Annotated in this window: 11 protein-coding genes and 1 tRNA gene; 7 read left to right on the forward strand and 5 right to left on the reverse strand. The window is 52.9% G+C overall.

Annotated elements, in window-relative coordinates; translation table 11 throughout:
- Positions 1-2: 2 nt before the first annotated feature.
- From coaE to QIY50_14015, 3 genes are read right to left on the reverse strand one after another with little or no spacing between them, the layout of a single operon-like run.
- Positions 3-626 carry a dephospho-CoA kinase gene (gene coaE, locus QIY50_14005; GenBank protein WGV18594.1) on the reverse strand — a complete coding sequence of 208 codons (624 nt, stop codon included), beginning with the start codon at positions 624-626 and terminating at the stop codon, positions 3-5.
- Entirely contained in the window at positions 626-1,492 is an 867-nt protein-coding gene (locus QIY50_14010; GenBank protein WGV18595.1) for an A24 family peptidase, read from the reverse strand. Before QIY50_14010 ends, coaE begins: the two co-directional genes overlap by 1 nt.
- Positions 1,493-1,494: 2 nt before the next feature.
- Positions 1,495-2,703 carry a type II secretion system F family protein gene (locus tag QIY50_14015; protein ID WGV18596.1) on the reverse strand — a complete coding sequence of 403 codons (1,209 nt, stop codon included), beginning with the start codon at positions 2,701-2,703 and terminating at the stop codon, positions 1,495-1,497.
- 216 nt (positions 2,704-2,919) lie between these two features.
- Here QIY50_14015 and QIY50_14020 point away from each other — a divergent pair, with 216 nt between their 5' ends.
- From QIY50_14020 to QIY50_14050, 7 genes are all read left to right on the forward strand, one after another.
- A complete protein-coding gene (locus tag QIY50_14020; protein WGV18597.1) occupies positions 2,920-3,330 on the forward strand; it encodes a pilin in 411 nt (136 codons plus the stop codon).
- 71 nt (positions 3,331-3,401) lie between these two features.
- A tRNA-Thr gene (locus QIY50_14025) sits at positions 3,402-3,477 on the forward strand.
- Positions 3,478-3,592: 115 nt separating this feature from the next.
- Positions 3,593-5,110 (forward strand): hypothetical protein, encoded by a 1,518-nt coding sequence (locus QIY50_14030; protein WGV18598.1) that lies wholly within the window; start codon positions 3,593-3,595, stop codon positions 5,108-5,110.
- Between the two features lie 195 nt (positions 5,111-5,305).
- The gene (locus QIY50_14035) at positions 5,306-6,160 is read left to right on the forward strand and encodes a DUF2971 domain-containing protein (GenBank protein ID WGV18599.1); all 855 of its coding nucleotides are present in this window, start codon (positions 5,306-5,308) and stop codon (positions 6,158-6,160) included.
- A gap of 768 nt (positions 6,161-6,928) precedes the next feature.
- Complete coding sequence (gene tnpB, locus QIY50_14040) at positions 6,929-7,264, forward strand: IS66 family insertion sequence element accessory protein TnpB (protein ID WGV18600.1); 336 nt, start codon at positions 6,929-6,931, stop codon at positions 7,262-7,264.
- 60 nt (positions 7,265-7,324) lie between these two features.
- The gene (locus QIY50_14045) at positions 7,325-8,848 is read left to right on the forward strand and encodes an IS66 family transposase (GenBank protein WGV18601.1); all 1,524 of its coding nucleotides are present in this window, start codon (positions 7,325-7,327) and stop codon (positions 8,846-8,848) included.
- Between the two features lie 92 nt (positions 8,849-8,940).
- On the forward strand, positions 8,941-9,600 hold the full coding sequence (locus QIY50_14050) for a HEPN domain-containing protein (GenBank protein WGV18602.1): 660 nt from the start codon (positions 8,941-8,943) through the stop codon (positions 9,598-9,600).
- A gap of 264 nt (positions 9,601-9,864) precedes the next feature.
- Here the strand turns inward: QIY50_14050 and QIY50_14055 are convergent, their stop codons facing one another.
- Together QIY50_14055 and QIY50_14060 are read right to left on the reverse strand one after the other, a co-directional pair.
- Positions 9,865-10,365, reverse strand: coding sequence for a nucleoside 2-deoxyribosyltransferase (locus QIY50_14055; protein WGV18603.1), 501 nt, complete (start codon positions 10,363-10,365; stop codon positions 9,865-9,867).
- Positions 10,358-11,977 carry an SIR2 family protein gene (locus QIY50_14060; protein ID WGV18604.1) on the reverse strand — a complete coding sequence of 540 codons (1,620 nt, stop codon included), beginning with the start codon at positions 11,975-11,977 and terminating at the stop codon, positions 10,358-10,360. Before QIY50_14060 ends, QIY50_14055 begins: the two co-directional genes overlap by 8 nt.
- Between the last annotated feature and the right edge of the window lie 87 nt (positions 11,978-12,064).

Genomic DNA, 12,064 nt, shown 5'->3' on the forward strand with positions numbered 1-12,064 from the left:
GCTCATGGCTGGCCTCCTCGTAAAGTCAGGTAAAAGTGGTGCAGGCGGTCAATCTGCTCATGCAGCGCGGCCAGGTCGCCGTCATTGACCACCACATCATCGGCATGGCGCAGGCGCTCCTCGCGGGCCAGCTGGGCCTTGAGAATGGCCTGCACCTGCTCGGCACTGGTGTTGTCACGCGCCAGGGTACGTGCCACCTGCAGCTCCTGCGGCGCATCGATCACCAGCACCCGCTGGGTCTTCTGGTACTGGCCCGACTCGATCAGCAGCGGCGACACATACACCGCATACGGCGACTGCGCCTTGGCCAGGTAGCTGAAAATTTCCTGCCCGATCAGCGGGTGCAGCAGTTGCTCCAGCCATTTGCGCTGCGCCGGGTCGGCGAAGATCAGCTGGCGCAGGGCGGCACGATCGAGCTGGCCGTCCGCCTGCAGCACGCCGGCGCCGAAGCGCTCGACGATGCTGGCCAGGGCCGGGCGGCCAGGCTCGACCACCCAACGCGCCGCCTGGTCGGCATCGACCAGGTGCACGCCAAGCTCGACGAAACGCTCGGCAGCGGCGCTCTTGCCGCTACCAATGCCGCCGGTCAGGCCGAGAATCCAGGGGGTAAAGGCCGCAGTGGTCATCAGAATCCAAGCAGTTGTGTGTATGAAGCGTATATTTCATCACCCCAGAGCACGGCAATCCACCCCGCAATCGCCAGATAGGGCCCGAACGGGATCGCCGTCCCCATGGCATGCCGGCGCAGACGCAGCAGGCACAGCCCAGCCAGCGCCCCGACCACCGACGACAGCAGCAGAGTCAATGGCAACACCTGCCAGCCCCCCCAGGCCCCGATCAGCGCCATCAGTTTGAAGTCGCCATAGCCCATGCCTTCCTTGCCTGTGATCAGCTTGAACGCCCAGTACACTGTCCACAGGCTGAGGTACCCGGCCACCGCGCCCCACAGCGCACTGCTCAGCGGGACGTAGAGGCCGAAGGCGTTGACGATCAGCCCCAGCCACAGCATCGGCAGCACCAGCGCATCCGGCAGCAACTGGTGCTCGGCATCGATCAGGCTCAGGGCCAGCAGGCACCAGGTCAGCGGCAGTGCAAGCAAGGCCTCGGGCGACGCGCCAAAGCGCCAGGCCACCACCAGCGACAGCAGCGCGCTGGCCACCTCTACCAACGGGTAGCGCGGGCTGATGCGGGTTTTGCAGGCTGAACAACGCCCGCGCAAGGCCAGGTAGCTGATGACCGGAATGTTCTCCCACGGGCGAAGCCGATGCGCGCAGTGCGGGCAGCGTGAGGCGGGGAGCCACAGGTCGAAACGCTCGTGTGGCGTGATCGGCAATTCCAGCATCTCCTGCGCTTCACGCTGCCATTGCCGCTCCAGCATGATCGGCAGGCGGTACACCAGCACATTGAGAAAGCTGCCCACCAGCAGGCCGAGCACCGTGGCCAAGGTGAGAAAGTACGCCGGCTGCTCAGCCAGTAAAGTCGATAGAGTCATGTTCAGATCAAGCTACCCAACTGGAAGATCGGCAAGTACATCGCCACCACCAGGCCACCCACCAGCAGGCCCAAGACCAGCACGATGGCCGGCTCCAGCAGGCTGGTCAACTGGTCCAGCGCCTGGCTGACCTGTTCCTCGTAATGGCTGGCGGCTTTTTCCAGCATCTGGTCCAGCGTGCCACTGGATTCTCCGATGGCCGTCAGTTGCACCAGCAACGGCGGAAACAGCGGTTCGGCGGCCATCGCCTGGTGCAGCCCCTGCCCATTGGCCATGCCCTGGCGCAGCCGCAACACCGCCTGCTCATGCAGGTCGCCGCCACTGACCCTGGCCACCGTGCCCAGCGCATCCAGCAACGGCACCCCGGCGGAGTAGGACGTTGCCAGGCTACGCGCAAACCGCGCCAGCGCCGCCTGCCCCAGCAGCCTGCCGAACACCGGCAACCCCAACACTCGGCGAGCTATCCACAGGCGCGCTGGCGCGTGCTGCCGGTGGAGCTGGCGCATGGCAAAACCCAGTACTACACCCATCACCAGCAACAGCGGTGCAAAGCGGCTCAGCCCTGTGGACAAGTCGATCACCCATTGGGTAAAGGCCGGCAACGCCACGTCCATACCAGAGAACATGCTCTCGAATTTCGGAATTACCTCCAGCAACAAGATCGCCGACACCCCCAGCCCCGTCAGCAACAGCATCAGCGGGTAGATCATCGCCTTGCGCACCTTCTTGTGCAGCACCCGGCGCTGCTCCAGCATGCCCGCCAGCTGTTCCAGCTGCCGGTCGAGCGTGCCGGACTGCTCACCCACCCGCACCAGGTTGCAGTACAGCGCATCGAACCACCCCGGATGGCGCTGCAACGCATCCGCCAGCCCCAGGCCCGAGGCCACATCCTGTTTCAATCTATCCAGCAATGCCGCCTGCGCCGCATCACAGCCACTGCGCCCCATCACCTCGAACGCCTGCAGCAGCGGCACCCCGGCCTTGAGCAAGGTCGCCAGCTGCCGGCTGAACCCCGCCGGGTCGGCCTTTACCCGCCGTTTCGGCAAACTGAAGCCAAGCCCGCCGGCAGGCCGCAAGCTGGCGACCTTGATGCCCTGGCGGATCAGCCCGGCGCGTACATAAGCCGGGCTGCGCCCGGGCGTTTGGCCACTGACCGGCGTGCCATTGGCGTCGGTGCCGTGCCAGGTGTAGAGGAGTGTGGATTGGGTCATGCAAAGGTCCTTTTCCTGCCCGTGCGACAAGCCTGGAAACAGCTTGCCGCGTCCATGCAAGGGCGCACGTCCGTGATGCTCACTAGAGTAGTTCAGCGAAGACGACGCCCCAGCGGGCAGGGGTGACAAAAGGTGTCTGTTCAGGCCTACTGCGCCGCTGCCAGCCGGGGTCGAGCCTGACCTCAACGAGTACGCGTATCAAAAAGGAAAACGTTCATGAAAGGGCAACGCGGTATCACCCTGATCGAACTGATGATCGTCGTTGCGATCATTGGCATTCTGGCGACCATCGCCTTACCGATGTACACCAACCACCAGTCACGCTCCAAGGCTGCGGCCGGGTTGCTGGAGATCAGCGCGCTGAAGACGGCGATGGACTTGCGGTTGAATGACGGCAAGGATGTGGCGGATGTGGGCGCGCTGGGTGGCCAGCCGGCGACGGCGCACTGCGCGATCACGGCTAGTGGCAAGGCGGCGGATGGTAGCGGGAGCATCGTTTGCACGCTGGTGGATGCGCCGGCTACTGTGCTGGGCAAGGCATTGACCCTGACGCGTTCGGCTAGCGGGTGGGGGTGCACTACCGACATTGAAGAAGACCTGGCGCCGAAGGGGTGCAAGGCGCCTTGAGGGTAGGGCAATAAGTCAGGGGAAACAGGGGTTTGCGTAACGGGTGCGAGCAGTGGTACGTTGCGCTACACGCCGGTGTAGCTCAGTCGGTAGAGCAGCGCACTCGTAACGCGAAGGTCGCAGGTTCGATTCCTGTCTCCGGCACCAGATTTTTGGAAAGAACTCTAAACCCGCTTCATGCGGGTTTTTTATTGTATTTTTTTTTTTTTTTTTTTTTTTTTTTTTTTGCATTAAAAATTATTTTGATTTTCATGGAGGAAAAATGAAGCTTGAACATCATAGTCACGCTCTTCGGGGTGGGTATGTGCTCGTATTTACGTCGAATAGCATCGAAAAGAAGTCTGTTAATGATTTAATTAGCCTGAGAATTAAAGCGGATATTGGAATTGCTAATGTTGGCTGCTGCTTGGGGATGTTGAATGGGCAGTTTATACTGCATGTGACGGGTGAAAGCGGAGTTTCGCAGGAGGACTCTGTAGGTCGAGTCGCAAGTGCATTGTTGCGCTGCTCATGGCTTCCAAAGCCAAGTTTAATTTTATTGGTTGGTATATGTTGGGGTGATCCTGCAAAAGTTTCTGTCGGTGACGTAGTAGTTTGCTCTGAAATACTATCACTGAATGTGCAGCATTTTGAAAAAGAACAAATCTTGCAGAAAGCTATTTTTCTGAAAAGCGCTGTTGATGCAAGTCGCATTGAGCAAACGCTAAACTATTTAATGAGTGATGTTGGTGTGAGATGCCATGCTGGTAAGCTGGCTAGCTCTGAAACACTCTATAAAAGTGATCGTGCTAGAAATCAAATTATAAAGGCTCATCCTGAATTGCTCGGGGGGGAGATGGAAGCATTTGCATTCCTCAGCGAGCGCTGGAAGTGGCTCGTAGTGAAAGCAGTTTCCGATTATGGTGGAGATAGTTTCTCAAGGGCAGGACAGTCAACAGTTGCCAATCATTCTGCTAAAGTACTTCCGGGTATTTTGAAAATACTTGAAAACTCTGAGGTTATTCCTCCTCCTCCAGAAAGTGAAGAGGCACTACGCTTAAAGAGCTTGATATCAGGGAGTGTCATCGAAATTCGCGCTTCATCAACCAGTATAGAGGATCTAAGTATGTATTTAGATCGAGTGATAGGTGATGACATTGAGTTTAAGTTGCGTCATTATATTTCTGGTGGGGTATATGGTGACGTTTTTGTGCAGCGTCTTCAAGACTATATTTTGGAGATTGCTCAGAACGCAATTAAGTATGGGCGATCAGAAAAAGTCTCGGTCTCTTTTGGCGCGACTCGCGTGGTAGTCGAGGATGACGGGGATGTTTTTGATATTAATCAGTTGGTTGAAGGGCGTGGAGGTGTCAGGGCAGCCACTCTATTTAATAGGTGGAATAGCCAGGAAGGCGGAATAACTGTTAAACAATCTATAGGTGCTGGGAGGGGTGGCAATAAATATATTTTTGAATTGAATGGTATTGCATCCGATATTTTGAATGCGAGAAAAAACTGTGCGTTGCGAGTAAATTACAGCAAACTTGGCTCCAGCTTGGGTCGTCCAAAAGTCTTTGAGTACAATGAGGGTTGCAAAAGTCTTTATCTCGATTGTACTCGATTTAGAATGTCATCCCGTCACTATGATTTGGCGGATGCCGTTAGGCCATTAATTGCTGAGGGTAAGAGGGTTTATATAGGCTGTCGGGATGAGGTGGATGTAGAGTTTTATAGAGAGGAGCTAGGCGATATCGCTGGTGAAAATTTAGTTTTTTTCGTGGATTCGATTATCAGTCGTTAAGTGCCTCTTGCGTTTTAAGAGCTTATTTGTGTTTTTACTTACCTTGTGGGAGAAATGAGCTTCACTCAGCATTGGTTTACTAGGTTATGAGTAACCATCAGGCCAATCATGAATGGCCCATTTTTTGGCACTCTGAGATAATCTCAAGACTCAGCTCGGGCGAGCCCATGGCCCAGTACATTCAGGAGAGTACGTTTGAGAATTTTCAAGTATCTGCACCCAGACCGAATTGATGTACTGGAGTCAACCAGAATTTGCTTCTCCTCTCCGCAGAACCTAAACGACCCTTTTGAGCTGCGGCCACCACTACGACTTTATGAGTCGGATGAATTGGCGTGGGAGGCAGCAGCCGGGTTGCTACCTCAGATATTGGAAGATACTTATGCTAAATTTTCCGAGGATGCGAAATTACTAGTATCAAGAGAGCAACTAGCAGCTGCAGTTCAGGTACAGATGCTTTCGCGTGAGTCCGGTTTTGCTAGCCTAATAAAGAAATTGATGCCTGAAATAGCCAGCCGTTTCAACTCAGCTACAGAGCAGCGTATTGGCATCCTTTGTCTGACAGAGTCGCCCGACGACCTTCTGATGTGGGCTCATTACGGCTGTTCACATGAAGGGTTTGTACTTGAATTTGATCCAGAGGCTTCATTTTTCCACCAGCGGCGATCTGAAAAGGATGAGTTTAGAAGCCTGCGACCTGTGATTTACTCTCCGACAAGGCCGACGCTGACGTTCGCAGATGCTAAGGATGTTTCCCCTCTGCTTACCAAGAGTGATCACTGGAGCTATGAGCAAGAATGGAGAATGATGGTGGATTTGAATGATGCATCGGTGGTTTTGGATGCCGGTGAGAAGAAGTTTCACCTCTTCGATTTTCCTGCAAGTGCCATAAAATCCGTGATTTTTGGTTCCAGGATGTCCCAGACGAAGAAACATAGAATATTGGAGCTGATAGCTAATAGGCCGCAGCTAGGGCATATCACTTGTTTTCAGGCAGCGGTTGACGACATATTATTCAAGCTTAATATCATTCCCTTTGTGTCGTCTTGATCTAGCTCTACTTTCGAAAGGATGCGATACCAGATCACATGCATCTCCCAAATCTTTCAGCCTGCTTTGCATATCGTCATCTCTAGCCAAAATATTATATAGGGCCCAGTTTCACGAGGCTTGATTGGATGCTGCTGAGGATTTCAGATGCATGTACTTTTTGATTTCCTTATATTTGGCATCCCGTATAGTTCCTTTCCTCGCAGCACTTCCTGCTATACTGCATTCCGCTGAGTGCATTGGGAACCCTATAATGCCGGCCATCTGGCGGGTGTTTGCCTCACGCTGTCCCGGCGTTTGAGCATCTGATCGAACGTCCCCTGGTTTCGCCAGCCCCGGAACCGTTGATACGTAAGCGTCCGGCGAACTCACCTTCCGAACTCCAGCGTTAAGGGCGATGGTGTCCGCGTATTTTTAAGCGGACGCGATCACCCTTATCGCCAGGATTTCCATGCGCCAACGAAGCTCTTATCCGAAACCGTTCAAAGCCCAGGTTGTTCAGGAATGCCTGCAACCTGGGGCGACCGTATCCAGTGTCGCCATCAGCCACGGCATCAATGCCAACGTTATCCGCAAATGGATGCCACTCTATCGAGACCAGCCCGCAGCGGCTTCACTACCGGCATTCGTCCCACTAAAAGCCGCGCCTAAACGGCCATCCGAAACGTCAGCGACCATTGAGTTATCCATGGCCGGGCAAGTGATCACAGTGAAATGGCCAGTCTCGGATCCTGAGGGCTGCGCGCACTTTATTCGGGCTGTCGCTCGATGATCCGCATCGATGCAATCTGGCTGGCCACCGAGCCGATGGATATGCGCGCCGGCACCGAAACGGCATTGGCCCGAGTGATTGCGGTGTTCGGTGCGGCGATGCCGCACTGCGCTTATCTCTTCGCCAATCGCCGGGCCAACCGGATGAAAGTGCTGGTGCACGATGGCGTGGGCGTTTGGCTTGCCGCACGACGACTGAATCAAGGCAAGTTCCACTGGCCCGGCATTCGCCATGGCTGCGAGGTCGAACTCGACAGCGAACAACTCCAGGCTTTGGTGCTGGGCCTGCCGTGGCAGCGAGTCGGCGCAGGCGGTGTGATCAGCATGCTATAACCGCCGGCCATTTGGCCGGTCTGCTTGTCGTCGTTTCGGGCCTGCTCTGGAATCGGCGGCATGACTTTCTCGCCCAATCTCGACCAGATGACTCCGGAACAGCTTCGTGCCTTGGCGGCACAGGCGTTGCAGTTGCAGTCCCAGGTCGAGGCAATGAGCCGGAAGATCCAGCACGACGAAATCCTCATCGAACAGTTCAAGTTCGAAATCGCTCTGCTCAAACGCCACAAGTTTGCCAAGCGCAGCGAGCAAATCAGCCCGGCGCAAAGCAGCTTGCTGGATGACTTGCTCGACACAGACCTTGAGGCTATCGAGTCCGAGCTAAAACAGCTCCTTCCAGCTGCGTCACAGGCCGAACCACGGCAATCCCCGAAACGTGCGCCCTTGCCGCCACAGTTTCCACGCACGGTGATTCGTCACGAACCCGAAAACACCCAGTGTGTCCGTGGCTGCCAACTCCAACGCATCGGCGAAGACGTCAGCGAGAAGCTGGATTACACGCCGGGCGTGTTTACCGTCGAGCAACATGTGCGTGGCAAATGGGCCTGCCGTCAGTGCGAAACACTGATCCAGGCGCCGGTGCCGGCGCAGGTTATCGACAAAGGTATCCCGCCCGCAGGCTTGCTGGCCCACGTCATGGTGGCCAAGTTTGCCGATCACTTGCCGCTGTACCGGCAGGAAAAGATCTTTGGTCGCGCCGGGCTGGCCATTGCTCGCTCGACCTTGGCCCAGTGGGTCGGACAAACCGGCGTGCGGCTCCAGCCGCTGGTCGATGCACTGCGTGAAGCGGTGCTAAATCAGGGCGTGATTCACGCCGATGAAACACCCGTGCAAATGCTTGCGCCAGGCGAGAAGAAAACCCACCGGGCCTACGTCTGGGCTTATAGCACTACACCGTTTTCGGCGCTCAAAGCGGTGGTTTACGACTTCAGCCCAAGCCGTGCCGGAGAACATGCACGCAACTTCCTGGGCGACTGGAACGGCAAGCTGGTTTGCGATGACTTCGCTGGCTACAAAGCTGGTTTTGAGCAAGGCATCACTGAAATCGGCTGCATGGCTCACGCCCGTCGCAAGTTTTTCGATCTGCACGTGGCGAACAAAAGTGAGCTGGCCGAACAAGCGCTGCACTCGATCAGCGGCTTGTACGAGGTCGAGCGCCAAGCGCGGGACATGAGTGATGAAGATCGTTGGCAAATACGTCAGGAAATGGCGGTGCCGATCCTCAAAACACTGCATGACTGGATGTTGGCCCAACGCGACCTGGTGCCCAACGGATCGGCCACGGCCAAAGCCCTCGATTACAGCCTGAAACGCTGGGTAGCGCTGACGCGCTACCTGGACGATGGCGCTGTGCCCATCGACAACAACCAGGTCGAGAACCAGATACGGCCATGGGCACTCGGTCGCTCGAACTGGTTATTAGCCGGGTCACTGCGCAGTGGCAAAAGGGCGGCGGCGATCATGACTCTGATCCAGTCGGCGCGCATGAACGGGCATGATCCGTATGCCTATCTCAAAGATGTGCTGACGCGGTTGCCGACACAGCGAGCCAGTGAGATCGGGCAATTGCTGCCGCATAAGTAGGTACCGGCCTGACTTACGCAAGGTGAGTTAGGCGGACGCTTACGCTTAAACGGGCCCGCCTATCTGAGGCTACTACTAACCAGCAGGCGTGTATGGGATCAATATGGAAAGTGGAGTGTGAAAGCAACCCCGCGCTCGCGGATGCTTTTACCCGGTTGCGTTACAATCTTTCAAGGGTGAGGAATCTTTGCGCTCTCTACAAGAGCACATCGGTAAGAAGACAAGGAAGAGTTCTGGTTCATCAGGCTGATATTTTGCGCTCGGCAGTTGTCTTTATGCACGCCATGCTTGAGGATTGCTTGAGAACAATTGCAGCCCATTACCCGCCGCTTGCAGGCGAAGAGTTTTTAAATAAAATTCCACTGCAAGGTCTAAACTCTTCAGGCAAGCCCGAAAAATTCCATCTCGGAGAATTGCATAAATTCAAAGGCATGACGATTGAAGAGTTAATTGCAGGGTCCGTCAGCTCTTACCTTGATAGAACTACCTTCAATAATGTGCCTGATATTGTGAGTCTTTTGAAGTCGCTGAACAAGGATGCATCCCAGTTTACTGAATTTTATCCTTCAATTGAGAAAATGATGAATAGGAGGCATGAGATTGTTCACAGAGGTGACAGGACAGAGCGCCCAGGTAAGGGTAAGCAGTACGCAAACTCTATCCGACTGTCCGACGTAGAAAATGGGCTACACAGATTAATTTGTTTCTTGAGAGATTGTTTGTCTCCCTTGCAGATAAAGGAGCTGTTATGAAGATTCGCTTTGTAAGGCAGTGATTAATATTTGCCTTGTTTGAACACAGCCTGTCATATAAGCAATGTTGTGCAGAAATGCTTAGCTGAGATGCAGGCTTTTATAGAAAATTCCTTACATGAACATAAGGCCGATTAAGGCGTGGGTCAGATTCTCTACGCCCGACTTTACAAGAGAGACCACTTGGGCACTATGCGTCTAACCCGAGCGGCCGCTATGGGGCGCCTATCAAAAGTGTTCCACGCCAGCCCGGGTTTATTCATGTCATTCACTGGCTACAAGCTTGATAGGCGAAGATTCAATCAGGTTAAACGCGAACTTGCTTTTTTTGGTGCAGGTGGCAATAAGCCAAGTAACGGCAGCGTCTGCCGAATTGAATATTTTCTCGCAACTCTGGTTTATCATCGGATTATTACCAGTAGGTAATGATTGCCGAATGTCGGTCTTCAGCCCAATGCATCTTATTCCGAGCGCAAAGGAGAAACCAAGCTCGAATGCGACCCCCTCATCAATATGTGCACCGTTCAGAATGGCTAGGATAAACTCCGATTCCTTCATGGCAGCTATATCAGCGTCGAAAACCATCCTCTCTGCTAGCGCTGCAGATGTGCCATTCGCTACTAATTCACGCAACAGTAAGCCATCTTCTTGGGGCAAGAAAACATCAAAATAATCTTGGAGTTTAGCTTTGAGGGTTTTGTTATAAGCTAGCTCCGCCTCATTGAATAGTGGTGCTGCTAAATATATTGTTGGTTTTTTAATCATTTGCGATGTCACTCATTCGGCGATCTAGGTCTGACGGGGAATAACTGCAAGAAAAAATAACTTTTGCAACGTCGCGCACAATGTCTGCCTCTTTTCTCTGAGTTGCATGAATCTTCTTGGGTTGCAAGCTGTCGTAAAGATCTAAGCTTCGCTGCTGAAGTTCATTAATTTTTTCAGGTGGCCAGCTGGTTTCTTTTCGTTTAGTAATTAAGCGTGACCATATTTCATGAGCGTCTCCAGTCATATGGATAATCTCGCCGGGAATAATTACTTTTTTTGAAAGTCCCGGTCGAATGCCGTTATTAAGCATTGACTTAGCGCGATCGCTCTCGGGTACGCCGACAACAAAGGTTAAAGGATCAAGGGGAGACCTATCGACAAGAAAGACACCAACCTTTTTTCTGTCCAAGTAATTGTTCTTCTTTCCAAACTGCTCATTGGTCCAGTCGTCAATAGTAATCGTCTTGCTTGTACTAAGCTCGTCGGGAGAACGAGCCATCTCTGGAGGCCTTTCGTCAAACCACTCGTCAAGCGTAACTAAACTACCAAACTGGCTAATTACGGTGGATTTGCCTATCCCGATGGAGCCTACCATGTAATAGACGTATTTGGTAGGAAGTCCAAGAAAGTCGGATTCTTGCAGGAAATCTACTTCAGGCATAGTAATTGCCCGCAAGAACTCTTCAATATCTTTGCTGTTGAAGAATAGCGTTACTAGATTATAGTTGTTAAAATTTGCTTCAAATATCGCGTTTCGATTTTGCGGGTCAATAGCTTCAGACGTAAATCTGATGAAATAATTGTAATTTCCTGGGCTGATAGAAGCGGCTTTTCGGAGAAGGTGAAGCAGGGTGGAATCGGTTAGCGAGTGCCCAACAAGAACGCTTGTCTTTTTCGTAAGGACATGGAGGAGAGTTGATAAACCTCCCCCTATCCCATCAAGTAGTTGGTCTGCAAAAGCTCCATCAGAGAAAATCAAATTCTCACTTTGGAATTTATTCTGGTCAAATGGTAGGAAACCATTTGGATGATATATTACACATTTGTCTTTTGTGAATTGAGTGTGATGGGACCATACTGTTTGATATGGTCGCTCGTGCTTGGTTGGGTTCAGGTCTGCGCAGGAAAGTCCAAACTCCAAGAAGTCATCAAAATTGTATGTGACAGTCAATTCTGAATGCTTTGCAAATTCAATGATCTCTTTAAAGTACGGATGGGCATCGATTTGAGCACGTCTTTCGTTAGGCTTGATATCCTGATATAGAGCTTTGTGAATTAATCCACGCCAGTCGGAGAGAATTTTCTTTTCGATAAGGACGCCGTTTGTGTAGCACCCCTCTTTAGCGAGTTCGTTTTTCTTGTGCGAAGTGAAGATTTCAAATAGGACTAATGCAGCCTTGCCCGCTGCCTCTTTTACAGCATGAACTTCAGGAGCTTGACATGCCATGGAAGTCTTTATTCGGTCGACCAAAACTTCCCACATAGGAAGGTTCAAGTCTCGTGAGACCCCAGCGCCTAGTACCAAACTTGCCTTGTTTCTAGCAAGTTGCGAGCGAAGTTGACAAACGTATTTCCATGCAGATTTTACAGCTTCAGAGCTAATATGGTGCATTCTATTGGCATCCAGTGTAGGCGCGCTTCTGAATGGGCTTGGTTTGCTACAGATAATAGCGTGTTTCGTTTGGGGTTAGGCATTTTG

Origin of the sequence: Pseudomonas putida (genome assembly GCA_029953615.1) — a bacterium.
Taxonomy (GTDB): domain Bacteria; phylum Pseudomonadota; class Gammaproteobacteria; order Pseudomonadales; family Pseudomonadaceae; genus Aquipseudomonas.